31 protein-coding genes are annotated in these 23,939 nt (G+C 48.7%); 12 read left to right on the forward strand and 19 right to left on the reverse strand.

The features are described from left to right. Window positions 1-57 precede the first annotated feature (57 nt). Complete coding sequence (locus ACP7FG_RS04840) at window positions 58-1,380, forward strand: MATE family efflux transporter (RefSeq protein WP_439225700.1); 1,323 nt, start codon at window positions 58-60, stop codon at window positions 1,378-1,380. Here ACP7FG_RS04840 and ACP7FG_RS04845 read toward each other — a convergent pair. The 3 genes from ACP7FG_RS04845 to ACP7FG_RS04855 all read right to left on the reverse strand — a co-directional run bounded on the left by ACP7FG_RS04845 (window position 1,352) and on the right by ACP7FG_RS04855 (window position 4,192). Further along, window positions 1,352-2,737, reverse strand: coding sequence for a DUF4397 domain-containing protein (locus ACP7FG_RS04845; protein ID WP_439225701.1), 1,386 nt, complete (start codon window positions 2,735-2,737; stop codon window positions 1,352-1,354). The genes ACP7FG_RS04840 and ACP7FG_RS04845 overlap by 29 nt on opposite strands. Before the next feature lie 115 nt (window positions 2,738-2,852). Continuing rightward, window positions 2,853-3,431 carry a Fe-S biogenesis protein NfuA gene (gene nfuA, locus ACP7FG_RS04850; RefSeq protein ID WP_054490854.1) on the reverse strand — a complete coding sequence of 193 codons (579 nt, stop codon included), beginning with the start codon at window positions 3,429-3,431 and terminating at the stop codon, window positions 2,853-2,855. A gap of 71 nt (window positions 3,432-3,502) precedes the next feature. After that, window positions 3,503-4,192, reverse strand: a complete 690-nt coding sequence (locus ACP7FG_RS04855) for a ComF family protein (RefSeq protein WP_439225702.1) — start codon at window positions 4,190-4,192, stop codon at window positions 3,503-3,505. Window positions 4,193-4,228: 36 nt separating this feature from the next. Between ACP7FG_RS04855 and bioH the strand changes: the two genes are divergently transcribed. Beyond that, complete coding sequence (gene bioH, locus ACP7FG_RS04860) at window positions 4,229-4,996, forward strand: pimeloyl-ACP methyl ester esterase BioH (RefSeq protein ID WP_439225703.1); 768 nt, start codon at window positions 4,229-4,231, stop codon at window positions 4,994-4,996. A gap of 1 nt (window position 4,997) precedes the next feature. On the opposite strand, the gene mutM is transcribed toward bioH, so the two are convergent. Together mutM and ACP7FG_RS04870 are read right to left on the reverse strand one after the other, a co-directional pair. Further along, window positions 4,998-5,810 (reverse strand): bifunctional DNA-formamidopyrimidine glycosylase/DNA-(apurinic or apyrimidinic site) lyase, encoded by an 813-nt coding sequence (mutM, locus tag ACP7FG_RS04865; protein WP_222236314.1) that lies wholly within the window; start codon window positions 5,808-5,810, stop codon window positions 4,998-5,000. 15 nt (window positions 5,811-5,825) lie between these two features. Then, a complete protein-coding gene (locus tag ACP7FG_RS04870) occupies window positions 5,826-6,332 on the reverse strand; it encodes a hypothetical protein (protein ID WP_439225704.1) in 507 nt (168 codons plus the stop codon). A gap of 119 nt (window positions 6,333-6,451) precedes the next feature. Here ACP7FG_RS04870 and ACP7FG_RS04875 point away from each other — a divergent pair, with 119 nt between their 5' ends. Further along, window positions 6,452-7,069 (forward strand): 2OG-Fe(II) oxygenase, encoded by a 618-nt coding sequence (locus ACP7FG_RS04875; RefSeq protein WP_439225705.1) that lies wholly within the window; start codon window positions 6,452-6,454, stop codon window positions 7,067-7,069. 63 nt (window positions 7,070-7,132) lie between these two features. Here the strand turns inward: ACP7FG_RS04875 and rpmG are convergent, their stop codons facing one another. From rpmG to radC, 3 genes are all read right to left on the reverse strand, one after another. Beyond that, window positions 7,133-7,288, reverse strand: a complete 156-nt coding sequence (gene rpmG, locus ACP7FG_RS04880) for a 50S ribosomal protein L33 (protein ID WP_006953863.1) — start codon at window positions 7,286-7,288, stop codon at window positions 7,133-7,135. An 11-nt stretch (window positions 7,289-7,299) separates the two neighbouring features. Continuing rightward, window positions 7,300-7,536 (reverse strand): 50S ribosomal protein L28, encoded by a 237-nt coding sequence (gene rpmB, locus ACP7FG_RS04885; RefSeq protein WP_054490864.1) that lies wholly within the window; start codon window positions 7,534-7,536, stop codon window positions 7,300-7,302. Window positions 7,537-7,718: 182 nt separating this feature from the next. Then, window positions 7,719-8,393: a RadC family protein gene (radC, locus tag ACP7FG_RS04890; protein WP_054490866.1), complete on the reverse strand. Its 675-nt coding sequence runs from the start codon at window positions 8,391-8,393 to the stop codon at window positions 7,719-7,721. Window positions 8,394-8,491: 98 nt separating this feature from the next. Here radC and coaBC point away from each other — a divergent pair, with 98 nt between their 5' ends. The 3 genes from coaBC to slmA are packed head-to-tail and all read left to right on the forward strand — an operon-like array spanning window position 8,492 to window position 10,839. Beyond that, the gene (gene coaBC, locus ACP7FG_RS04895; protein ID WP_439225706.1) at window positions 8,492-9,727 is read left to right on the forward strand and encodes a bifunctional phosphopantothenoylcysteine decarboxylase/phosphopantothenate--cysteine ligase CoaBC; all 1,236 of its coding nucleotides are present in this window, start codon (window positions 8,492-8,494) and stop codon (window positions 9,725-9,727) included. A 17-nt stretch (window positions 9,728-9,744) separates the two neighbouring features. Further along, on the forward strand, window positions 9,745-10,200 hold the full coding sequence (gene dut / locus ACP7FG_RS04900; RefSeq protein ID WP_054490870.1) for a dUTP diphosphatase: 456 nt from the start codon (window positions 9,745-9,747) through the stop codon (window positions 10,198-10,200). Between the two features lie 48 nt (window positions 10,201-10,248). Next, window positions 10,249-10,839 (forward strand): nucleoid occlusion factor SlmA, encoded by a 591-nt coding sequence (slmA, locus tag ACP7FG_RS04905; protein ID WP_054490872.1) that lies wholly within the window; start codon window positions 10,249-10,251, stop codon window positions 10,837-10,839. A 23-nt stretch (window positions 10,840-10,862) separates the two neighbouring features. Here the strand turns inward: slmA and gpsA are convergent, their stop codons facing one another. Genes gpsA through ACP7FG_RS04920 form a run of 3 tightly spaced genes read right to left on the reverse strand, consistent with a single transcriptional unit; the run spans window position 10,863 to window position 12,852 of the window. Next, entirely contained in the window at window positions 10,863-11,864 is a 1,002-nt protein-coding gene (gene gpsA / locus ACP7FG_RS04910) for an NAD(P)H-dependent glycerol-3-phosphate dehydrogenase (protein WP_439225707.1), read from the reverse strand. Between the two features lie 11 nt (window positions 11,865-11,875). Further along, on the reverse strand, window positions 11,876-12,379 hold the full coding sequence (secB, locus tag ACP7FG_RS04915) for a protein-export chaperone SecB (RefSeq protein WP_054490876.1): 504 nt from the start codon (window positions 12,377-12,379) through the stop codon (window positions 11,876-11,878). A 41-nt stretch (window positions 12,380-12,420) separates the two neighbouring features. Continuing rightward, the gene (locus ACP7FG_RS04920; RefSeq protein ID WP_439225708.1) at window positions 12,421-12,852 is read right to left on the reverse strand and encodes a rhodanese-like domain-containing protein; all 432 of its coding nucleotides are present in this window, start codon (window positions 12,850-12,852) and stop codon (window positions 12,421-12,423) included. Window positions 12,853-13,017: 165 nt separating this feature from the next. On the opposite strand from ACP7FG_RS04920, the gene gpmI reads away from it, so the two are divergent. The 3 genes from gpmI to ACP7FG_RS04935 are packed head-to-tail and all read left to right on the forward strand — an operon-like array spanning window position 13,018 to window position 16,460. Beyond that, window positions 13,018-14,553, forward strand: coding sequence for a 2,3-bisphosphoglycerate-independent phosphoglycerate mutase (gene gpmI / locus ACP7FG_RS04925; protein ID WP_439225709.1), 1,536 nt, complete (start codon window positions 13,018-13,020; stop codon window positions 14,551-14,553). Window positions 14,554-14,562: 9 nt separating this feature from the next. Further along, the gene (locus ACP7FG_RS04930; RefSeq protein ID WP_439225710.1) at window positions 14,563-15,705 is read left to right on the forward strand and encodes a murein hydrolase activator EnvC family protein; all 1,143 of its coding nucleotides are present in this window, start codon (window positions 14,563-14,565) and stop codon (window positions 15,703-15,705) included. Beyond that, window positions 15,705-16,460, forward strand: a complete 756-nt coding sequence (locus tag ACP7FG_RS04935) for a divergent polysaccharide deacetylase family protein (protein ID WP_439225711.1) — start codon at window positions 15,705-15,707, stop codon at window positions 16,458-16,460. The genes ACP7FG_RS04930 and ACP7FG_RS04935 overlap by 1 nt, the downstream gene beginning before the upstream one ends. Here the strand turns inward: ACP7FG_RS04935 and ACP7FG_RS04940 are convergent. From ACP7FG_RS04940 to ftsY, 5 genes are all read right to left on the reverse strand, one after another. Further along, window positions 16,417-16,674, reverse strand: a complete 258-nt coding sequence (locus tag ACP7FG_RS04940; RefSeq protein ID WP_074930797.1) for a YkgJ family cysteine cluster protein — start codon at window positions 16,672-16,674, stop codon at window positions 16,417-16,419. The two genes, ACP7FG_RS04935 and ACP7FG_RS04940, sit on opposite strands and share 44 nt — an antisense overlap. Beyond that, a complete protein-coding gene (rpoH, locus tag ACP7FG_RS04945; protein WP_439225712.1) occupies window positions 16,675-17,535 on the reverse strand; it encodes an RNA polymerase sigma factor RpoH in 861 nt (286 codons plus the stop codon). A gap of 145 nt (window positions 17,536-17,680) precedes the next feature. Then, window positions 17,681-18,670, reverse strand: a complete 990-nt coding sequence (gene ftsX, locus ACP7FG_RS04950) for a permease-like cell division protein FtsX (RefSeq protein ID WP_199494474.1) — start codon at window positions 18,668-18,670, stop codon at window positions 17,681-17,683. Next, a complete protein-coding gene (ftsE, locus tag ACP7FG_RS04955; protein WP_439225713.1) occupies window positions 18,667-19,344 on the reverse strand; it encodes a cell division ATP-binding protein FtsE in 678 nt (225 codons plus the stop codon). The genes ftsX and ftsE overlap by 4 nt, the downstream gene beginning before the upstream one ends. Before the next feature lie 2 nt (window positions 19,345-19,346). Beyond that, entirely contained in the window at window positions 19,347-20,660 is a 1,314-nt protein-coding gene (gene ftsY, locus ACP7FG_RS04960; protein WP_439225714.1) for a signal recognition particle-docking protein FtsY, read from the reverse strand. Window positions 20,661-20,763: 103 nt separating this feature from the next. Here ftsY and rsmD point away from each other — a divergent pair, with 103 nt between their 5' ends. Both rsmD and ACP7FG_RS04970 read left to right on the forward strand, forming a co-directional pair. After that, window positions 20,764-21,345 (forward strand): 16S rRNA (guanine(966)-N(2))-methyltransferase RsmD, encoded by a 582-nt coding sequence (gene rsmD / locus ACP7FG_RS04965; protein ID WP_439225715.1) that lies wholly within the window; start codon window positions 20,764-20,766, stop codon window positions 21,343-21,345. Further along, a complete protein-coding gene (locus tag ACP7FG_RS04970) occupies window positions 21,342-21,644 on the forward strand; it encodes a DUF1145 domain-containing protein (protein WP_439225716.1) in 303 nt (100 codons plus the stop codon). The genes rsmD and ACP7FG_RS04970 overlap by 4 nt, the downstream gene beginning before the upstream one ends. Here the strand turns inward: ACP7FG_RS04970 and ACP7FG_RS04975 are convergent. Beyond that, window positions 21,592-22,200, reverse strand: a complete 609-nt coding sequence (locus tag ACP7FG_RS04975; RefSeq protein WP_439225717.1) for a YjaG family protein — start codon at window positions 22,198-22,200, stop codon at window positions 21,592-21,594. The two genes, ACP7FG_RS04970 and ACP7FG_RS04975, sit on opposite strands and share 53 nt — an antisense overlap. A 62-nt stretch (window positions 22,201-22,262) precedes the next feature. On the opposite strand from ACP7FG_RS04975, the gene ACP7FG_RS04980 reads away from it, so the two are divergent. Then, window positions 22,263-23,222, forward strand: a complete 960-nt coding sequence (locus ACP7FG_RS04980) for a threonine ammonia-lyase (RefSeq protein ID WP_439225718.1) — start codon at window positions 22,263-22,265, stop codon at window positions 23,220-23,222. Between the two features lie 18 nt (window positions 23,223-23,240). Here ACP7FG_RS04980 and ACP7FG_RS04985 read toward each other — a convergent pair whose 3' ends face one another. Continuing rightward, on the reverse strand, window positions 23,241-23,672 hold the full coding sequence (locus tag ACP7FG_RS04985) for a VOC family protein (RefSeq protein WP_199494480.1): 432 nt from the start codon (window positions 23,670-23,672) through the stop codon (window positions 23,241-23,243). A gap of 33 nt (window positions 23,673-23,705) precedes the next feature. After that, window positions 23,706-23,936, reverse strand: coding sequence for a hypothetical protein (locus ACP7FG_RS04990; protein WP_271332138.1), 231 nt, complete (start codon window positions 23,934-23,936; stop codon window positions 23,706-23,708). Window positions 23,937-23,939 lie beyond the last annotated feature (3 nt).

Genomic DNA, 23,939 nt, shown 5'->3' on the forward strand with positions numbered 1-23,939 from the left:
ACATACTCCTGATAAAGTATAAAAGCCGTTTTTAACCGAGTTTACTTAAGGATAGTTATGCACAAGCTGTTTGGATTTTCATTGTCTGATCACAGCCGCGTTTTTGCGATTGCCCTGCCAATGATCATTTCCAATATTGCTGCGCCGCTTCTCGGTCTGGTCGATACTGCCATCATAGGTCATTTGCCGGACGCTATCTACTTATCCGCCGTTGCCGTTGGCGCCATGGTGGTCAGTTTCATTTATCTGCTGGCGGTATTTTTGCGCATGGCGACAACCGGTTATATAGCCCAGTCCTACGGAGCCGATGACATACATGCTCAGCGCCAGCACTTTAATAACGGCATTATTATTGCGCTGGGTTTAGGTGTTTTAATAGCGGTTGCCAGCCCGTTAATTAATGACTTAGCCATGTGGGTTATCGCCCCTTCTGTCGAGCTCGAAGGCTACGCCCGCGATTACATCGAAATTCGCTTATGGTCAGCACCGGCTTCGCTGATAACGCTGGTTGCTCTGGGCGTATTGTTAGGCCGGCAAAACAGCCGCAAAGCTATGCTCCTGGTAATCATTACCAACGCCGTGAATGTGGTTATGGATGTGATACTCATTCTTGGCTTTGGACTGAATGTAAAAGGCGCCGCCTGGGCATCGTTAAGTGCCGAGTGGGTGACCGCCATTGTCGGTTTCTACTGGACCGCCCGTGCACTGGGTTGGCACTTACGCCACTGGCAACTAAAGTTTCAACAACTGCGTCAGTTTTTAGGTGTTAACGGCAATATTTTTATTCGCAGCTTGGTGTTGCAGCTGTGCATGGCCACAATGACCGGCTATGCGACTCGCTACGGCAGTACCATGGTGGCGGTTAACGCCGTACTCATGCAGTTCTTAATGCTAATTTCTTTGGGGTTAGATGGCATTGCCTATGCCGTGGAAGCACTTGCCGGCGCCGCAAAGGGTCAGAAACGTTACGATAAAGTGCGTTACTGGTGCAAAATTACTTTGCTCTGGTCGTCGCTCTTTGCTGTGGTTTATACGCTCGTTTTCGCCCTGGCAGGCAGTGCAATTATTCGTCTGATTACCGATATTCCTGAAATTATCCGGGTTGCTGAAGATTATTTACCCTGGATAATAGTGCTGCCGCTACTGGCTCACTGGAGTTACTGGTTTGACGGTGTATTTATCGGTTTGTCGTTAAGCCGTGGTATGCGCAACACCATGATACTCAGTGCTGTCATTGGCTTTTTACCGTTGTGGTGGGCAGGATTGCCGCTGGAGAACCACGGTTTGTGGTTAGCTCTCAGCGGCTTTTTATTCATGCGTGGTATTACCCAGGCAATCTGGTTCAAATACCTTAGTTCGCCAGATCATCCATCAGGATAAGCTGTGGTGGCAAACCGCCGTCAGTTGCATCAACCGCAACTGCCGTATAGATGCCACCGCCTTCTAATGTCAGTACAGGCGTCTGAATAGCAATGTCCTGCGTACCTGTTGCCGTTACAGTAACCACGTAGTCACCTGGTGTTAAAGCAACATTACCTGTGCTCACCAGACCTTCTGCGTCAAACGGAACATCGGTAAAGGCAGCGTCTGCGCCACTAATGTCGTCTGTTGCGGTTACGTAGATATCAACATTACCGGCACTGGGTGCGGCATGAACCAGTTGTACCTTCGCTTCAGTCGTGACCCGACGACGCTCTTCAGTCAGTACTTGTAAGCCAATAGTGCTCAGCTCACCAACCGCATAAACCGAATAGCTCATTGCGTTTTCTACAGCAAGAGCGGCATCTTCAATAACAACCGGATCACCGCCCGCAGCAGCAACATCAACACTGTACTCAGCGGTTTCCAGGTTTAAGTATCCAGTTGCACTTTGGAAAGGCAGATCTTGAATTTGGGCTTCTGCTGCATCATTTAATGTGACATCAACGTTCGGTGCATCCGCCACGGCATGCACAACACGAACATCGGCACCAGCGTCGGCGTCATGTACTAAAGTGGTCGACTCACCGTCGCTGATCTGCAGAGTAACCGGTGAGTTAGACGAGTTGGCCGCCACATTGTTGGTTGCCGCAATGATGTAATCACCGCCATCTGCAAGGCTAACGGTGCCTGAGTCATAGACAACCGCATCGTCACCCGCACCGGTTAAGCGAATGCGGTAGTCACCGGTTTCAACATCGACCTGGCCGCTGTCTTCACCATAGGCAAGTGTCAGGGCAGGTGATGCCGCACTTAAGTCTGCATCCGGAGCCGTTAAATAAACATCGACTGTCGGCGCACCATAGGCGGCATGCACAACCTGAATACGACTCTCCCCGCCCGCTACATCAGATACCGGGTTAGAGATAATTAACGGCTCCAGAGATTCATCCGCCAATTGACCAACGGCGAACACTTCATAACGCGTATCGGCGGCAAAAGTCAAAGAGGCAGGCCCAATGGCATCGACGGTAGTCTCGTCAGGCAGAAGACCCTGAACCGTAATGTCATAGTCACCGGCATCAACTTCTAAAACCGCAGAAGAGGTGTGATAAGGCACATTTTCTAATAGCGCTGCGTCACCTGCTAATACATTAACGTTAGGTGAGTCGGCTGAGGTATGATGGACACGGACAAAGCTTGATTCAGCTTCAGGTGGAGTTGTGGTAGTATCGTCATTGTCGCTGTCGAACCAGTCACAACCCGTTATTAATAATAGAGATGTCGCCAGGACACCAAACTTTTTGATCCCTTGCATGATTAATTTCCTCGTATTGATTAGGCAAATATCGTTACGAGTGAAGATCGTGCAAGGGATCACATATTTTTAACACTAAAAAATCGAAAAATATAAAGTTGTATAGCCGAAAGGTCTAGTAGTACGAGTGCTCTCCGTGCTCATGATCAGTTATATCACGAACTCCGGTCACTTCTTCCGGGAAGCGTTCAAGCAATTCTTTTTCAATGCCGTTTTTCAACGTGACATCGATCATGCTGCAGCCGTTACAGCCACCGCCAAATTGCAAAATAGCCACGCCGTCATCGGTAATTTCGGCAATCATAACCTGACCACCGTGACTCGCTAACTGCGGGTTTATCTCAGCCTGAATCACATACTCTACACGCTCAATTAACGGCGCGTCATCGGCAACCTTACGGGCTTTGGCGTTTGGCGCTTTCAGGGTTAACTGAGAACCCATTTCCTGCTCTTCAAAGTCAATGGCCGCATCTTCTAAAAACGGAGCGCTACCGGAATCTACGACGGCATCAAAGCCATTAAACGGTAAACGTTCGTCGTCGGGTTCAACGGAATCTGGCGGACAATAAGAAACACCACACTCTGCATTCGCCATTCCCGGATTAACCACAAAAACACGAATACACGTGCCGTCTGGCTGGTCCGCTAATAGCTTCTGAAAGTGGGACTGCGCTGCTTCTGAAATACGAATCATAAATACTGACCTCACGGCTTATACCTGAGTAAATTACTAAGGTATAGTGTAACCGAGATACCCTTCAGTTTCTAGTCGTGTTGGTTATAGACAACCGCCCAGGCATCCACGGCTGTAGCTCCTTTTTTGTAGAGGGCATCGGCGGCGGCCATCATGGTGGCTCCGGTACTGAGTACATCATCAACAACAGCCACCGTACTACCACTAAAATCGTGAAGGGCTAACTGACTTCGCTTACTGTTTTCCCAGCGAGCGGACTGCGAAGCCATATGCTGCATAGGCACGGAACGTATTTTACGTAAACCTCCCGCAATGTAAGGCACCTGTAGTACAGCAGACAAATAGCGCGCCAATAACGCTGTTTGGTGAAACCCGCGTTTGCGCCAGGCGTGCTGCGTCATTGGCACCGCAACAATACAGTCCGGCATGGGTTGCCCCTGGTAGCAAAGCCTTAAATGAGCAGCCAGTTGGGTAGCTAATAACGGGGCTAGTTCTGCCTTATTGCGGAATTTAAACAGAGTCATCAATTGTTGCACTTGCGGCTCCCATCGCAACGCACCATACCAATAGCGGCACCGCTTTTGATCTTCGGTGAGATGCTGTTCAATATCGGACAGGTGCTGACAACAGCGTGGATACCAACGTGGTAACGCCTCGTCGCAGTATGAGCACAAAGCCGTAGCTGTAACACTCGCGCAACCACAACTCCAGCAAGTGCCTAATTCAAAAGCATTGGCGAGGCTTCGGAAAAACGCTAGCATAGTCACCTAAATAACAAATTTGGGAAAGTGAGTATAGTGAGCCTATCGGTAACATGCAGCGGCACAGGAACGCCTTTTGTTGTACTCCATGGCTGGGGCATGAACGGGAATATCTGGCAGCCGGTGGTGCCTGCTTTAAGCGAAAACTTCCAACTTCACTGTGTTGACTTACCCGGCTTTGGACTTTCCGAATGGTCGCCGATGAGCGAAGTTTCGCTCGAAGGCTTTGTGAAACAAATTATGCCCGCCCTGCCCGAGCGTTTTCATCTTCTGGGGTGGTCTTTAGGTGGGCTTATTGCTAAGCAGACGGCTCTTAGTTACCCCGAACGGGTCATTTCATTAAATACCGTGGCCTCATCGCCTCACTTTGTGGAAAGTGATAGCTGGTCGGGCATCAAACCAGATATTCTGGAGCAGTTTCAGCAGCTGCTGGAGACAAACTTTAAAAAGACCATTGAACGCTTTTTGGCCATTCAGGCTATGGGAAGTGACGATGCACGCGAGCAAGTGAAGCTGGTAAAGCAACTGATATTTGCCAAACCCATGCCTAACCCGGGTGTGCTTAAACAGGCGTTATCCATTTTGCAAACCGCCGATCTGCGCCAGCAACTGAAGAATATTGAAGTGCCCTTTACCCGTTTTTACGGACGCCTGGACAGCCTGGTTCCTGAGCGCGCTATTGCGGATATCTCGGCATTGGCACCTAACTCAGACGCGGTAATATTCAATAAAAGCTCACACGCTCCGTTTATCTCCGAACCGGAACGCTTTGTCAGTGAGTTATTAAAGGCAGTGAAGCGCTAAACTAGCGCTGGCAATGGGTGCAGTACACTGTGCTGCGCTGACCCAGACGAATTTCCTTCAGCCGTTTACTGCATACCATACAAAGCTTGCCACCACGTCCGTAAACCTGAAGTTTTTGCGCGAAATAACCGGGGTTACCGTCTACTTGAGTAAAATCTTTTAGCGTCGTTCCGCCCATTTCTATAGCGCCTGCCAGAGTTTCTTTTATGAGTGGCACTAATTTTTGGTAGCGTGCTTTACTGATTTTACCAGCCGCGCGTTTGGGGTTGATACCGGCTTTAAATAAGGCTTCATTGGCGTAAATATTGCCAACACCAACCACAACTTTATTGTCCATAATAAAAGTTTTTACCGACTGCGTTCGCCCCCGCGAGCGCTCAAATAAATAGTCAACGTGGAAGGCTTCTGTTAGCGGCTCCGGACCTAGCTGTTTGAGCAATTCATGTCCGGTCACATCGGTTTCACTGTAAAGCAAAGCGCCAAAGCGGCGCGGGTCGTTTAACCGGAGCGTCTGTCCGTTAGCAAACTCGATATCAATGTGGTCGTGTTTGTAATGCGGGGTTTCAGCCGGCACCACTCTTAGCTTTCCCGACATGCCCAAATGGAGTATCAGACACCCGTTATCCGTCTGCAGCAATAAATACTTTGAACGGCGACTTACCGAGCGCAAAACATGGCCTTCTACCTGATGCACTGTTTCCGGTACCGGCCAGCGAAGACGCTTATCGTGAACCTGAACGGTCGTGATTTTATGACCTTCGATGTGCGGAGATATGCCTAATCGGCTGACTTCAACTTCGGGTAATTCCGGCATAAACTTCAGACTTCCTTAATGACCCAGTAATTGACTGGCAGTGAATTCTTTTACGCGAAAATTCTGCTGTTGGTTCGGCAGACGAATTATCAACTCAGGGTCGGCGTACAGCTCGACACGCGCTTCCTCTCCCCCGGCAAAACGAAAATAAACGTCAGTGATTAAATTTTCTGCTGTTTGGTTGGTTGGCTCCATAGTCAACGCCAGCCAGCTCTCTACCACACTTTCAGCGGCTTTTTCGGACAGGCGGCATGGAGTCTGGCACTGCCATTTCTGTTCCTCAAGAACCAGCCGAAGTTCATCAATTTGTATCTCTCTTAAATTGCCATCATCGGGTATCAAACCAATAACCTCACCCGGTGAGGCTTCATCCTTAATACCTTTCTCTGCTTCTTCTTTAACTGGCGGCGCGACATACCAGAACACCACCATAATAATTAATAAGGCGTAAACCAGAACGTTGTTCCACGCTCTGCGGGTCATAGTCAGCCCAAATATTTTTCGCTTCTCATTCACTTTCATTGGCTTCCGCTCTATGTGATAACCTGTCGAATAATTTTCTTGTTGCTGTACTTCTTGTTACTAGAAACAGAATACCCTATATTCTCGCGCGACAACAAAATACGGGGCTTTATTGCATTATGGTGCTATCTGATATTATCGACAAAGTCGCCGACCACGGCTACTGCATTATCGATGATTTTCTCCAGCCGGAGCGCTCTGGGGCACTGTACCACTACGCTCAGCAACTACCGGCCCAGCACTGGAATCTGGCAGGCATTGGCCGTCAACAGAACCAAACCATTAATACCATGGTACGCAACGACCGCATTTACTGGTTAACCCAGGAAGAGCCCCGCCACAAAGATTACCTGGCCATTATGGAACAATTGCGCAATGAATTTAACCGCGAGTTGTTTCTTGGCTTGTTCGATTACGAGTGCCACCTGGCTCATTACCCGAAAGGGGCTTTCTATAAAAAACATCTGGATGCATTTAAAGGCCGGAGTAACCGCGTGTTGACCACGGTGTTTTACCTGAACCCCGAATGGGAAGAAACCGATGGCGGGCAACTGGTTATTTATGGCAATAAAGGTCAAGTGCTGGAAACCGTACTGCCCAAACAAGGACGCCTGGTGGTATTTTTAAGTGACCGTTTTGTGCATGAAGTACTACGTTCAGAAAGAGACCGCTTCAGCATTACCGGTTGGTTCCGCATCAATGCCAGTATTTCCGGCATTGTGGACCCTCCGCGCTAACCGTAAAAGTCAGGCAATAAAAAACCCAGCCGAAGCTGGGTTTTTTGTAAGCTTTAGAACCAATTACTTGATTTTAGCTTCTTTGAAGATCACGTGCTTACGAACCACTGGATCGAATTTTTTGATCTCCATTTTTTCTGGCATGGTGCGTTTGTTCTTGTCTGTGGTATAGAAGTAACCCGTACCAGCAGATGACACTAAACGAATCTTATCGCGCATAATTGAGTTCCTTAAACCTTAACACCACGGCCGCGGAGATCCGCTAATACCGCATCAATACCGTTTTTATCAATAATACGCATACCTTTAGTAGAAATGCGTAACTTAACCCAACGCTTCTCGCTTTCTACCCAAAAGCGGTGCGATTGTAGGTTCGGCAGGAAGCGACGCTTAGTCGCATTGCGTGCGTGCGAGCGGTTGTTACCGACTACCGGACGCTTACCTGTAATTTGGCATACTTGTGACATGTCTCTACTCCAAAATTGCTGCAAGCTCGCCTGTCGCCCAACGTGACCTTGCCTATAAATCCGAGGGCGCATTTTATACAGCAAACTGCCCTTCTAATCAAGCTAATACGACGGAAATATGATCCTTATCGATCGTTCGGGGCGGATTTTACGTGATTTTTAATCAAACTGCCAGTACAAAACTACAACAATCCGCGCTCCGCAAAAGAAATTGGATCGCCAGCGCCAACAACGAAATGATCCAGCAGCGCCACATCGATTAAAGTCAGGGCTTTTTTTACCCGTTCAGTCACCCGCTGGTCTGCCTGGCTGGGCTCTGCCACACCCGATGGGTGGTTATGAGCCAGAATTACTGCGGCGGCATTGTACTGCATGACCAACTTAATGACTTCACGCGGATAAACCGGAGCAGCGTTAATTGTGCCCTGAAACAATTCTTCATAACGTAATAGCCTATGCTGACTGTCCAGCAGTAAAATAGCAAAGACTTCGCGGCCCTGATGACGCAGCTGCGCGGTTAAATAATCTTTCACCATAGACGGGTCGGTGAAGCCATCCGAACGTTCCAGCTGCCACTTCAGGTACCTTCTTGATAGCTCCATAACAACCTGCAACTGATTCACTCGTGCAGGTCCAATGCCACTACAGGCTAAAAGTTGCTCCGGCTTTGCCGTAAGCAGCGCCCCTATTCCGTTAAACTGATTCAATAAATGCCGAGCAAAAGCGACAACGTCCTGTCCCTGACTGCCACTACCGAGTAAAATGGCTAATAATTCCGCATCACTCAGGTATTCTGCTCCCTGATTTTGCAGTTTTTCTCTGGGTCGTTCCGAAACAGGCCATTCCTTGACGCTCATTACTCTCTCCTTAATTCTAAAGAGAGAAGTATAACGACCATCTACCCTGTAACGGGGTCTCATGTTATCTTTACACGAATTAACACAGAGGGGTTCGCATGGCACAGTTGCAGAACAAACACATACTTTTAGGTATTACCGGTGGTATTGCCGCCTATAAAGCACCTGACCTGGTGCGCCGTTTGCGTGAGCAGGGCGCAGAAGTTCGTGTGGTAATGACTGACAGTGCCAAAGCTTTTGTAACCCCACTTAGCTTACAAGCCGTGTCAGGTTTTACGGTCAGCGATGATTTGTTAGATCCGACAGCAGAAGCCGCTATGGGCCATATTGAGCTAGCTCGCTGGGCCGATATCATTCTCGTTGCGCCAGCCACAGCGAATACCATTGCGCGGATAACGCACGGATTTGCTGACGACTTACTCAGTACATTGGTGCTTGCCAGCAAGGCACCTGTTGTCATTGCTCCGGCAATGAACCAACAAATGTGGGCGGCAACGTCCGTGCAGAAGAATATTGAAACTCTGCTAAGCCGGGGCGTACAAATGATAGGCCCTGAAAGCGGTGAACAGGCCTGCGGCGATGTCGGTTATGGCCGCATGAGCGACCCAACCCAGATTGTAAAAGCGTTAGTTGAAAACCAGCCTGAAACGCCACAAACCTGGCAAGGAAAGACCTTTGTTATTACTGCTGGCCCAACTCGCGAGGCTATTGACCCTGTACGTTACATCAGTAACCACAGCTCCGGCAAAATGGGTTATGCGTTGGCAGAGACTGCCGCCCATGCCGGCGCTAACGTTATTCTGGTTTCCGGACCGACGCAGTTGGCGACTCCTGCCGGCGTTCAGCGAATTGACGTAGAGACTGCCGAGCAAATGCTTAACGCAGTACAGCAGCAACTTCAACAGTGCGATGTCTTTATTGGCTGTGCTGCCGTGTCGGACTATCGGATTGCCGAAATTGCCTCACAAAAAATCAAAAAAGAGCAAAATGACCAGCCTCCGCAACTTAAGCTGGTGCAAAACCCGGATATTCTGCAGCAAGTAGCCAGCTCTAGAAAACCGCCGTTTACCGTTGGTTTTGCAGCCGAAACCGAAAATTTAAAAGCCAACGCGTTGCGTAAACTGGAACGAAAACAATTAAAAATGATTGTCGCTAACGATGTTAGCCAGACCGGTCTGGGTTTTAACAGCGACAGCAATAACGCCATTATTTTCAGTCAGGATAGTGAGCAGTCACTTCCGACGATGAGCAAGCATGACATGGCCGTTGCAGTTATTGATGCGATAGCCAAACGCTATTTTGATAATACAAATCCTGAAATCAGGGCTAATTAAAAGAAAGTGAGAACTCCATGACGCAAGTCGAAGTAAAAATTTTAGATGAACGTATTGGCCAGTCTATTCCGCTTCCTGAATATGCCACCCAGGGTTCTGCCGGAATGGATCTGCGCGCCTGTTTGGATCAGCCATTAACCATAGAGCCGGGACAAACCCAGTTAATTGGCACCGGTATTGCTATGTATATTGGTGACCCGAACTACGCAGCAACTATTCTGCCTCGCTCAGGCCTGGGCCATAAACACGGCTTGGTTCTGGGTAATTTAGTGGGGCTTATCGACTCAGACTACCAGGGCGAGCTTAAAGTTTCGTGCTGGAATCGCAGCGACAAGGCCTACACCATAGAACCTGGCGACCGCATTGCACAATTGGTGATTTTACCCGTTGTACAGGCGCAAATGACCGTTGTCGACGAGTTTCACGAAACCGACCGCGGTGAAGGTGGTTTCGGTCACTCTGGCCGCTCATAAACCGAATTACAATAAATTCCGGCCTCTCAAATAAGGAAAGTTACAAGCATGGCAGAACAAAAACGTAACCGTCGTGAGGAAATTTTACAGGCTTTGGCGGCAATGTTGGAAACCAGCCCGGGTCAGCGTATTACAACAGCAAAACTGGCGGCTAACTTAGGTGTTTCGGAGGCGGCTTTATACCGTCACTTTCCATCAAAGGCGCGCATGTTTGAAGGGCTTATTGAGTTTGTTGAAGACACCCTGCTCACCCGCATTAACATGATCATGAACGAGGAGAAGAATACGCTCTCCCGTTGCTACGCTATTTTGCAGCTCTTATTGACCTTTGCTGAGCGTAACCCTGGTATCACACGAGTAATGACGGGTGATGCACTTATGGGCGAACACGACCGTTTAAGAGGTCGTATGGAAGACCTTTTTAATCGTATAGAAAGCTCAATAAAGCAGGTATTGCGGGAAAAAGCGATGCGGGAACAGCAACGCTTTATTGTTGATGAAGCCGTATTGGCGAATTTATTGCTAAGCTACGCCGATGGAAAAATAAGTCAGTTCGTACGCTCTAATTTCAAACGTTTGCCAACAGAACATTTATCGGCTCAATGGCAAGTCATGGAACAGCAGCTAATAAGTGCGTAAAACGGGTTACTGTGTGAAACAGGTCACTCCGTTTTACGCTCACGACTCAATAAATCAATAGCTGCCTGCTGCGGTTCTTTACCTTCATAAAGGACCGCATATATCTGCTCACAAATTGGCATTTCAACGTCATAGCGTTTGGCCAGAGCAACCACTTCACGGGTATTCCGATAACCTTCAACCGACTGACCAATACTTTTCAGGGCCTGCTCAACGCCTTTCCCCTGCCCTAAAGCCAGACCAAAACGACGGTTTCTCGACTGATTGTCGGTACAAGTAAGGATTAAATCCCCCAGCCCGGCCATACCGGTAAAAGTATCGCTTTTAGCACCTAATGTCAGACCCAGTCGGGTCAATTCCGCTAAACCACGGGTAATCAATGCCGTTCGTGCGTTTGCACCAAAGCCAATGCCATCTGCCATGCCGGCACCAATGGCAATCACATTCTTCACTACCCCGCCCAGCTGTACCCCAATAAAGTCATTATTGGTGTAAACACGGAAGGAACGGTCACAATGCAGAAGCTCCGAAAGCTCATCGACAAAAGCCTGGTCGGTTGACGACATTGAAATGGCCGTTGGTAACCCTTTTGCCATTTCAATCGCGAAGGTAGGGCCTGACAATACCGCCAGCGGATGTTCTTCGCCGAGAATGTCTTCTGCTACTTCATACAATAAACGCCCTGTATCGGGCTCCAGCCCCTTAGTTGCCCAGGCTACGCGAGCGTGCTTCGCTAACAAAGGTTTCGCCTGCTCTAACATAGACGAGAAGGAATGGCTGGGAACCACAACGACGACGTTTTTTACGTCATGCAATGCTTCGCTTAAATCTGCCGTTACACTTAAGGACTCAGGAAAAGGGCAGGCAGGAAGATATTCTTCGTTTTCATGCGCAGCCTGCATTATCGCGACTTTATCGGCGTCCCGGCCCCACAGCGTAGTAGCTATGCCTTTACGAGCGAAACAAATAGCAAGGGCGGTCCCGTAAGAGCCCGCCCCTAACACTGTCACCTGAGGTGTCTGCATTATCGTATCGCTTACGCGTCAGCAGTTTGCTGGCCTTGAGCCTGTTCAGCTTGCTGCTGCATGTGACGCTGGAAAATAGCATCAAAGTTAACAGGAGCCAGGTTCAACTGTGGGAAAGTCGCACGGTTAACAAGGTTTGAAACACACTCACGAGCGTAAGGGAACAAAATGTTCGGGCAGAAAGAACCCAGCATGTGTGCCAACTGACCTTCCTGGATTTCATCACCGATAGTGAAAATACCTGCCTGATGTACTTCACACAGGAATGCTACATCGTCTTCAACCTTGTTGGTTGCAGTCAGAGTGAGCACCACTTCGTAAACACCGTCTTCAATTTTTTCGTGTTTTACATTTAAGTCCAGCTTCAGTTCTGGCTTCCACTCTTTGCGGAAAATAGCCGGTGAGCTTGGAGTTTCAAAAGAAATGTCTTTCGCGTAAATGCGCTGAATTGCGAATTGTGGTTGCTGTTGTTGGTTTTCAGCGGCCGCGCCGTTTGCTTGCTGTTCTTCAGCCATGATTTTACTTCCTATTCATTTTAAGTTTTAGACGAATTTTATTATTTTTTCTGCGAAACCGGCAATTTAGCACTGCGCCATGTGTTAATACCACCTTGCAGCACAGCCACCTGACTAAAGCCTTCAGCGATTAATTGGCTGGCAGCCGATTTTGCCGTCATTCCTGTTGCACAGACTATCACAATGGGGGCTTCTTTGAACTTTTCAATAGTTGAAAGTTCTTTTTGTTTGATTTTTTCAGCCGGTAATGACACCGAACCGTGAATGTGGCCTTTCTTAAATTCGTCTTTATTACGGATATCGACGAATACGCCATCACCCCGGTTGACCCAAACCGTTGCTTCTTGCGGCTGCAGGCTTTTCACAGGAGACATAGCAGAGCGAATCGTCGTCACTATTAGTGCGATTAACAGAACAACCCACACGCCACTCATCATTGGGTTGCGGCTGACAAATTCAAAAAGTTCTTGCATAAGACCTACCAGTAATCGTGGGTAACAGAAAAAAATAGCGGTCAAAGAGTATACCTGTACAAATCTCAGTTGCCAGAAAAATCTTGGGTGGATGCGTAAGCTCCGGAAATCGAGTAGAATGTTGACTAATTTCATCATCGAAAACACCGAGCAATGAGGCCCATTATGACTCCTACGATAAAACCTTTGGTATTGTTGATTCTTGACGGCTGGGGTTACCGTGAAGATGCACCGGATAACGCCATTGCAAAAGCCAATACACCGGTTATGGATCGTTTATGGAAGCAATACCCTCATTGTTTAGTCGATGGTTCAGGTGGCGCAGTTGGTTTGCCGGACGGCCAAATGGGCAACTCGGAGGTTGGTCATGTTAATTTGGGCGCTGGTCGCATCGTTTACCAGGATTTTACCCGCATCAGTAAAGCTATTTCTGACCGCAGCTTTTTCAGCAACACTGTACTGTGTGAAGCATTAAATAAGACCGGAACAGCTAATGGTGCCGTTCATATTATGGGTCTGTTGTCTCCGGGCGGCGTACACAGCCACGAAGACCACCTGGTCGCTATGGTAGAAATGGCTGTCGAACAAGGTGCAGAGGATGTCTACTTGCACGCGTTTTTAGATGGCCGGGACACGCCGCCAAAGTCCGCCCTGGCTTCTATTGAGCGCTTTGAAGGTTTATTTGCCCGTTTGGGTAAAGGACGTTTAGCCACCTTAAACGGTCGTTTCTTTGCCATGGACAGAGATAAACGCTGGGAACGCATTGAACAGTCTTACAAAGCAATTTATCACGGTCTCTCCGGGGTTACTTCACCGAATGCCACAGACGCATTAGAAGACGCATACGAGCACGGAGAAACCGATGAATTCGTTACTCCAGTCGTCATTGGCCAACCTGCACCATTGAAAAACGGTGACTCGGTGTTCTTTATGAACTTCCGTGCCGACCGCGCCCGCGAAATGACTCAGGCTTTTATTGATGATGATTTTGACGGTTTTGACCGCGGACCACGGATCGAGCTCAGCGACTTTGTCATGCTGACTCAGTACGCCGACACATTAAAAACACCTTGTGCCTTCCCGCCGGAACCATTGAATAACGTGCTGGGTGAGTGGTTATCTAAACATGACAAAACGCAATTACGCATCTCAGAAACGGAAAAGTACGCACACGTCACCTTCTTTTTCAGCGGCGGCCGCGAACAGGAGTTTGAAGGAGAAAAACGCGTTCTAATCCCATCTCCTAAGGTGAAAACTTACGACTTACAGCCAGAAATGAGCTCGGAACAGCTCACTGATGAGCTGGTTGAAGCCATTGAATCTCAAGCCTTTGATGTGGTTATTTGCAACTACCCTAACGGTGACATGGTTGGCCATACGGGCAATTTTGATGCTGCCGTTAAAGCTTGTGAAGCCGTAGACCACAGCGTTGGCCGTGTGGTATCGGCATTAGAAGCCGTTGGAGGTGAATGCCTGATAACCGCGGACCATGGCAACGCTGAGCAAATGAGTGATGCAACAACCGGTCAGGCGCACACAGCTCACACTAACGAGCTGGTTCCTTTCATCTATGTTGGTCGTCCCGCTAAGGCAAAAAATGGGCGTTTATCCGATGTCGCACCCACAATTTTGCATTTAATGGGCATGGAGCAGCCTGACGAAATGACCGGCACCCCGCTCATGTTGTTAGAGCAGGAATAGGACAAACTCATGCCGCTACCGGTGTTCTTGCTGATTGTTCTGGGGTTGTTGGCCAACCCGGCAGTAGCTCAGGACTACAGTGAAGACGACAAAGCCTCTACGGAGGCCGAAATAGCTGCTGTCAAAGAAGAACTGGCAGAACGCCTGCAGGCCATAGAAGAGCGTAACGCGGAACTAAGCTCAACCGAGCAACAGCTCCGCGACCTGGAAATAAGAACAGCAGAAGTCGCCGGCTCACTGCGTAAAACCCAAAACAAGCTCGATAGCGTCAATGCTGAAATTGCTGAGTCAGAGCGTAAGCGCAAAGAACTTCAGCAAAAGCAGAAGCAACAAATGGCGTTATTAGAAGATCAGCTCGTTTCCGCCTATATGAACGGCGACCATGACTTCCTAAAAATGCTGTTAAACCAGCAGGATCCCGGTCAATTCGAAAGAATGCTGAGTTATTACCAGTACTTCAACACCGCAAGAGTTGAAGAAATTAAGATAATTAAGAGTACCCAGCAGGAAATTGTCGCACTTACCGAAGAGTTAAAACAGCAGCAAAACCAATTGGCCGCTTTACGGCAGCAACAGGAAGAACAGCGTTCTCAGCTTGAGCAACAACAACATCGTCAGGAAGAAAAGTTAGCGGAGCTGCAACAGCAACAACGTAAAGATCGCTCACGTGTAGGACAGCTGGAACAAAGCCGGGATCAGTTAGAGCAGGTATTGAGCGCCATAGAAAGCGCTCTGGCTCAACAAAAAGACGTGCAACTGGTTGGCTTAAAGTCAGTCAAAAACCAATTACGCTGGCCAAGTGACGGCGATGTAAAGCGGGTGTTCGGTCAACGCCGAGAAGGACCGGTTGACTGGAAAGGCGTGTTAATAGAGGGCAGTAACGGACAACCCGTTCGCTCAATTGCTAATGGTCGGGTCGTATACGCAGACTGGCTACGCGGATTTGGTTTAGTCATTGTGATTGATCATGGGCAAAGTTACATGAGCCTTTATGGTCACAACCAGACATTAACGAAAGCCGTTGGTGACAAAGTTCGCAAAGACGAGGAAATTGCACTTATGGGGCAGTCCGGCTCGCGTAACAGCCCTACGTTATACTTCGAAATACGCCACCAGGGGCGTCCGCAAAACCCAAGTAACTGGATACGCTGATGCTACGCCTTATTGCGACTCTGGCTTTACTTACTTGCCTGGCAGCTCCGGTTTCTGCCGGCAAGGTAGCTATTGTTATTGACGACATAGGTAATCACAAGAATGACTTAAAGGCGGCGCTTTTACCGGGCAATGTCAGTTTCGCCGTGCTGCCATACACCCCCTACGCCCGGGCTTTTGCCTTACGTGCACACCACCAGCAAAAGCAAGTGCTTTTACACATGCCAATGGAAGCAATAGAGAACGACCGACCCGGTCCGGGTGTGGTCACCGCCGACATGAGCAACGCGCAAATAAAGCTGCAGCTGGTTAACGCTCTCGACTCGATTCCTTACGTGACCGGAGTGAATAACCATATGGGCAGTAAGCTGACTCAGCTACCCATGCCCATGCAAGCGGTTATGGAAACATTAGCAGCCCGCAAACTCTTTTTTATTGATAGTCGGACGTCGGAATTCAGTGTGGCTGAACAAATTGCCGGACAGTTTGGAGTCAGGACCTCTCGCCGCCATGTCTTTCTTGATAACGAAGTTGACCAAAATTATCTGCAACAGCAGTTTGACCAATTGCTTCGTTTAGCCAAGCGAGACGGTCAGGCCATTGGCATTGGTCACCCCTACCCCGAGACGTTGAGTTTTCTTAAGCAGCATTTACCTGAATTGCAAAAGCAGGGAATTGAGTTGGTGTTCGTTTCTGAGCTAACTCAGGCGACTAACCAGAACGGGTATCTTCTTCCAGTGACGTCAGCAAAATAATTGCCTGCTCGCGGCTTTCACCGCAAATCTCTCTATCCGCTGAAAACTCACCACACACGGCGGGACGTTCGGGCTTACCAAACAGCCGGCATAAATTATCATCGTCGAGTTGGACACAGCGCACACCCGCCGGCTTGCCATTTGGCATGCCGGGGATGGGAGAACTAATAGAAGGAGCTATGCAGCAAGCACCGCAACCAATGCGGCACTTCATTTAGCTCATTGCGAGACGAAGTTTCTTCATCGCGTTCTGTTCAAGCTGACGAACGCGTTCTGCCGATACTTCGTATTTTGCTGCTAAGTCATGCAGCGTGGTTTTATCTTCAGACAGCCAACGCGACTGAACGATATCCTGACTACGCTCATCCAGGTGATTCATAGCACCCAGTAGTTTCTGCTGTGTATGGCTTTCGTAGTCTTCGGCTTCAATTTCTGCCGCTAAATCGGAACGCTTGTCTTCCAGATACATCGCTGGAGAGTAGGCACTGCCTTCTTTCGAGTCATCGTCGTCGGAGCTTAGCTCAAAGGCCTGGTCGTGAGCACTCATGCGGGATTCCATTTCCAGCACTTCTTTCGTGCTGACACCCAGCTCATCGGCAACAGTTTCAACTTCTTTCTGGCTAAACCAACCTAAACGTTTTTTCATTTTACGCAGGTTAAAGAACAACTTACGCTGTGCTTTTGTGGTTGCCACTTTTACAACGCGCCAGTTACGCAGCACGTATTCATGAATTTCTGCTTTAATCCAGTGAACAGCAAATGACACCAAACGCACGCCCACAGATGGGTCAAAGCGTTTAACGGCTTTCATCAGGCCAATATTGCCTTCTTGAATTAAATCGGCTTGCGGCAGACCATAACCTGAATAACTACGGGCTACGTGCACCACAAAGCGGAGATGCGACATGATGAGCTCTTTCGCAGCATTGAGGTCACTGTTCTCATAAAGTCTTGTTGCCAACGCCTTTTCTTTTTCGGCGGTGAGCATAGGAATACGGTTGACTGACTGAATATACCCGTCCAGTCCTCCCCCTTGGGGAACCGATAATGCCATGGTGTTTAATTCAGTGCTCATTTAACAACCTCTACTTAAAATACCGACTTAAATTACTGCTCTTCAGTCAGCTTCTAAGACCCTTTTAGAGTCTAAAAGTTCCATTATGATCGTTGTCGATCAGGTGATTTAGTATAACTAAGCCTATGGCTTTCGCAACCCTATTTTATTCAGGCTCAATACTCTGTATATGACGTCTTACAGCCAAGTAAGAACCGGCTAAACCCAGGCCAACAGCAATCAACCATATAATCAATAATTCGCCTAACGTCAGACCGTTTAATTGAAACGGCGTTTCGTAAAGTTCGGTTAAATCTACTACGGCACTTTCAACCCACCAGATCAATAAGGCGGTTGCCAACCAGGCCACCAACCCACCGATGATTCCGTACCAAACGCCAGTGTATAAAAAAGGGCGTTGAATAAAGGCGTTAGTAGCTCCCACCAGCTTCATCACCATAATTTCGTCACGCTTAGACAAAATGTTCAGTCGAATGGTGTTACCAACAATAAGAACAACCGACAGACAAAGCACCACTGCCAGGGCTCCGAGAATATCTTCAATTAAATTGAGAATACCCTCCAGCCTGTTAAGCCACTCCAGATCCATTTTAGCGTAAGCCACTTCTCGCTGTTTCTCCAGCCGGTTCAGCAGCTCCTTTGCCCGCTGCGGCGAGCGATGTGACTCAGCCGGAATAACCACCAGCACATCCGGCAGCGGATTCGACGAAAGGTAGTCCAGGGTTTCACCAAAGCCTGATTGCTCTTTAAAGTCTTGCAAGCCCTGTTCTTTAGGAATTAAGCGAACCGATTCAACGCCTTCTGAGAGTTCGGTTTGCGTTTTTAATGTGTCGACCTCAGATTGCTGCAGATCCTTTTTTAAAAACAGGGTGACTTCCGAGGCTTCCTGCCAGTTGTCAGCAATACTGGTGGTGTTTTTCACTAAAACATACAGTGATGACGGCAAAGTCAGGCTCAGCCCCAACACCGCCATGGTCATAAACGAAGCAAACGGATTGCGCCACAACTCGCCTAAACTGGCTATGGCTTGCTGAGCATGATGTACCGGCACCATGATTAAACGTCGCCACCAGGGCAAACGTCCGCGGCTACTTGCGCCCTTTTCTATACTGCGGTTACGGAACAATAAACTCATAGTTCACTGTCCTCCAGGCCATCATTAATCATACGCCCGTCTTTTAGGGTTAAAGTACGGTAGCGTAAACGTGCGATGAGGCCCAGGTCGTGGGTCGCTATGAGCACAGCAACACCCACTTTATTGAACTCTTCAAACAGCCGGATAATCTCCATCGACAGCTTAGGATCAAGGTTACCGGTGGGCTCATCAGCCAATAGCAAGGGTGGCTTGGTGACAATAGCGCGGGCAATACCTACTCGTTGCTGCTCACCGCCGGACAACATCTGTGGATAATGCTTCACCTTGTCGGCTATACCGACTTTTTCCAGCGCGGCAACAACACGTTTGCGCGCTTCCTGAACACTGTAGCCTTCGATAATAAGTGGCAGCGCAACGTTATCGAACACCGTTTTATCCATTAACAAACGGTGATCCTGGAAAATCATACCAATGTCACGGCGCACAAAAGGCACTTGCGAAGGCTTAATTTTCCGCAAATCGTGCCCGTTAATCAGTACCCGGCCTGCGGTTGGCCTTTCCATTAAACTGATCAGTTTGAGCAGCGTACTTTTACCCGCTCCGGAATGACCGGTTAAAAAGGCCATCTCACCCGGCTCTACGTGAAAGTCGACATGGCTCAGTGCCTGATGGCCTCCACGGTAGGTTTTACTGACTTGCTCAAAGCGGATCATCTTTAACTCGCTGTTGTTTCTTCTGATTCGTCTACGTTACGGTCAAATAGCGCCGCGATAAAGTCTTTTGCCACAAAAGGCCGTAAATCTTCTAAACTTTCACCCACACCAATATAGCGAATAGGAATAGCGAATTGGTCTGCGACCGCAAAAATAACGCCGCCTTTTGCGGTACCGTCGAGCTTGGTCATCACAATACCCGAAACACCTACGGCCTCGGTAAAAAGCTTCGCCTGACTAATAGCATTCTGACCGGTACCGGCATCTAGCGTCAGCATCACTTCGTGAGGCGCTTGCGGGTCAAGTTTTTTCATGACCCGAACCAGCTTTTTCAGCTCTTCCATTAAGTTGGCTTTATTCTGCAGGCGCCCGGCTGTATCCGCAATAAGCACATCAACATCGCGTGCCTTGGCGGCCTGCAGCGCATCATAAAGAACCGATGCACTATCAGCACCGGTATGCTGAGCAATAACCGGAATGTCGTTACGCTCGCCCCACACCTGCAGCTGTTCTACCGCCGCCGCACGGAAGGTATCACCGGCGGCCAGCATTACCGACTTACCTTCAGCTTTAAATTGCTTAGCCAGCTTGCCAATAGTGGTAGTTTTGCCCACACCGTTTACGCCGGTCATTAAAATAACAAAAGGTGAGTCGGACTCAGGTATTTCCAGACGTTTATCGACGGGCTTTAAAATTTCAGCTAATTGCTCTTGTAATAACTCGTACAAAGCTTCCGCATCTTTTAGTTGTTTGCGGTCGGCCTGTTTAGTCAGGTTATCGATAATTTTGGTGGTGGTCGCGACGCCGAGGTCTGCCATGAGTAACTGAGTTTCGAGTTCTTCAAACAGGTCATCGTCAATTTTCTTACCGCGGAATACGCCAATAAGACCTGAACCGATAGACCCGGAAGTTCTGCGTAAACCTTGGGTCAGGCGTGCCCAGAAACCTTTCTTCTCACCCTTCTCTTTCGGTGCGGCTTCGGTTGGTTCTGGTTTATGTTCTGGTTCAACTGCGGGCTCAGGTTCGGTAACCGACTCAGGCTGAGCGGCTTCCTTTGCTTCTGGTGCGTATTTTGACGCATGCGACTCAGCGGTAACTTGCGCGCAGTCTTCCGCCGCGCTGGGCAACTCTTCGCGTGTCTCGGTTCTTTCTGGTTCCGGCTCGTTCTGAGATTTATATTCAGATTTAGGTTCAGGCTCAGCTTCTGATTCAGGCTCTGGCTGCTCCTGCTCTTCTACTACCGCATCTTCTTTTTTCTCTTCGGCCTCAGGTGCCTTTTCATTACGCTTTTTCTTAAACAGCGAAAACATCGACATATTGGTTTCCTTGGAACTGACACGCAGGAATCGTTAAACTATAGGCTTTAGTTTACCATGCTGTTAACAAACTGACGACGGTCTGAATGAAGGAAGCCACAGAGTGAGACAAAAACGCCAGACAAGCGCCAGCGGCGACTATCGGATTATTGGCGGACAATGGCGCGGCAGGCGTTTACCTGTTGCCGACAGCCCGGGCTTACGACCTACCACGGACCGAGTGCGCGAAACTCTGTTTAACTGGCTACAGTGGGACATTACCGACGCCCGGGTGCTGGACTTATTTGCCGGCAGTGGCAGCTTAGGCTTTGAAGCCGCATCGCGTGGAGCGGCTCAGGTTACTCTGATAGAAGCGGTAAAGTCCGTCAGCCAGCAGTTACAGAAAAACATTGGCCTGTTAAAAAGCCAGAACATTGATGTTATTACTCATAACGCGCTCGACTGGCTGCAAACTCAATCCGCTGAAGCATACGACATTGTTTTTATCGATCCGCCGTTTCGTGAAGGACTGGCCGATAAAGCGCTGAAACTGCTGGATGAAGGTAAATGGCTGGCCGCCGACAATCAGGTGTATCTGGAAACAGAAAAAGAATGGCCATTGAAATTACCGGCAAACTGGCGTGTGACCAAAGAGAAAACTCACGGGCAGGTTTGCTTTCGCTTACTGACTAAGGACATAACATGAAAGTTATTATTGTTGCCGGCAAAGTTGTTTTTGCCGTTATTTGGTTGGGTCTTTTCGCTCTGCTTGCAGGGGCAAACGGCGAGCTCAGCACCCAATCCATTGGTTTGCTGAGCTTGTTATTAGCCGTTATGGTTATTACTCACCTGCTGCTGCTTGGTATTTTTGTTGCCACCATGAAAGAGGTCTTTCCCTGGCGCAAAGGCGACAGCTGGCAAATTCTGGCATTTGGCATTTTCGCCTGGCTGTCTATTCTTCAGCGTCCAAAGCCAGACCAAGATTCGACACCCCCTCGTCCTTGAGCATCATTTTTAGCTGGCTTACCAAAGCCTTGTTTACCGCAGGCTGTTGTTCAAGAAAGTTGATCATGGCCTGCTGAATAGCAACTTCGTATTCCATCAATTCATGATTATGAACATGCTCTTTTAGCTGGTCAGTGCCCACTTCTTCGGCGTCATTGAGTTCAATAAACTTCGCCACACTGGCTTGCGATATTTTTGCCACATCCAGAAAATTAGATGCGTTATCGTCCAGCAGTCCCTGCAGCAAAGTACTCAACGCTGTGCAGGCATCCATTGCCGGATAGACACCCAACATATCGTGTCCATATTCACTGGGGGTTTGCTCGTCGACTTTTTCCTGCCAGCGTGCAAAATTCACTTTGGTTTTCTTCGGGTTGGCCACCCAATCCCAGCAGGCATTTAAGGTGCCATGCAAGGGTTTGCTGTCACCAAAGCCGGTTAACTGATGAAAGAAGTCGTAATTAGGAACCATGCGTTCGCACAAATATAACGCCATAACAATTTGCTGTTCACGCGGCAGTTCGCGTACGCGCTGAAAGGTATCGAGTTGACTCACGTTCCGGCTCCAGACAGTGTATGCTTATCACTGTGTCGTTTTATTCGTTAAGGGTCCGTATTATGCCGAAGTTATCGCTCCCCTGCCATGCCGATGTTGTGCAAGCCCGGCAGAGAATCAATAGCTACACCGTCAAGACGCCTGTGCTGACTAACCCTGCTTTAAATCAGCAATTAGGCTGCGAATTATTTTTCAAATGTGAAAATTTGCAACGTACCGGGGCTTTTAAGTTCCGTGGTGCCACTAACGCGCTACTTCAACTTAGTCCGGAGCAGCGCCAGCAAGGGGTTATTACTGTGTCTTCGGGCAATCATGGTGCGGCATTAGCTCATGCAGGTAAAGCTTTGGGTGTAAAAGTAAAAGTCGGCGTACCCACTAATGCTCCCGCAATAAAACGACAAAATATTGAAGCCGGAGGTGCTGAAATTACTGATATTGAACCGGGTATGGAGGCTCGCGAAGCCATTGTTGCCAAGTGGCAAAAAGAAGGCGAAAGTCACTTTATACCACCTTATGATCATGCCGACATTATTGCCGGTCAGGGCACAGCAACACTTGAGTTACTGGAGCAAACGGACGCACTGGATGCGGTAATAACGCCACTGGGCGGCGGAGGTCTGCTTTCAGGCGCCTGTCTTGCCTGTGACGGTACCGAAATACAAGTGTTCGGAGCGGAGCCGGAATTAGCAAATGACGCTTTCTTGTCATTGAAAGCCGGAGAGCGGCAGTCAGCATTACCTGCAAAAAGCCTGTGCGATGGCCTACTGACTCAAGTTGGCGAATTGCCTTTTGCCATTATTCAGCAACGTATCAGCGATATATTAATCTTGAAGGATGAAGACACTCTAAGCGCCATGCAGCTGATTTGGCATCATCTGAAAATTATTGTGGAACCGTCGTCGGCTATTGCTTTAGCTGCGGTTATACAAAATAAAACGCTGTTTGAAGGCAAACGAGTTGGCTTGGTGCTGAGTGGCGGTAACGTTGCGGCACAGCCGGAAGATACAAAGCTGCGCCAATAGTCGAGGCTATTTCACAACTTAGGTTGCGAAAATTTGACTGTCGTCGTTGAAGGTTTTGAATTCCAGCGCGTTACCGCAATAATCGTAGAAGAACATGGTGCCCTGCTCACCCGGTTTGCCTTTAAACCGAATATAGGGCTCTATAACAAACTCAATATTCGCGGCTTTCACGCGTTCAGCCAGTGCTTCCCAGTCATCACGCAATAAAACGACGCCAAAGTGCGGAACGGGAACTGAGTGTCCATCAACGCCACTGTGATTCTTTACACCAGCAACATCGGGCGCTACATGAGTCACAAACTGGTGACCAAAGAAGTTCCAGTCTATCCATTCGTCACTGCTGCGTCCCTGTGACAGCCCTAGCACATCACCGTAAAACGACCGTGCATTATCGAGAGAGCTGACAGGAATGGCTAAATGAAAGGGCCGTACATTGGTTGTATCTGACATACTGCTAATTTGCCTTCACTCTTAATAACTAAATTAATGACTGAGTTTTGCCGCAATGTTTTGTGGTGAGCTGGTTTGCGGCGAACGGCGCCACATTCTGACACCAATAGCGAACACTAAAAGTGCCCAGTTTACCGGAGGAATGAAACCCGCGGTTAAAACCGCCAACAAATTCCACAGTGGCTTTTTCTGATACTGGCCCACTAAAGTGTAAAACAATAGAGCGGCTACGAGTCCTTGGAGTACCATGAGGCTCAATAGCATAAG

Origin of the sequence: Idiomarina sp. ST10R2A5 (assembly GCF_051842325.1) — a bacterium.
Lineage (GTDB): Bacteria > Pseudomonadota > Gammaproteobacteria > Enterobacterales > Alteromonadaceae > Idiomarina > Idiomarina abyssalis.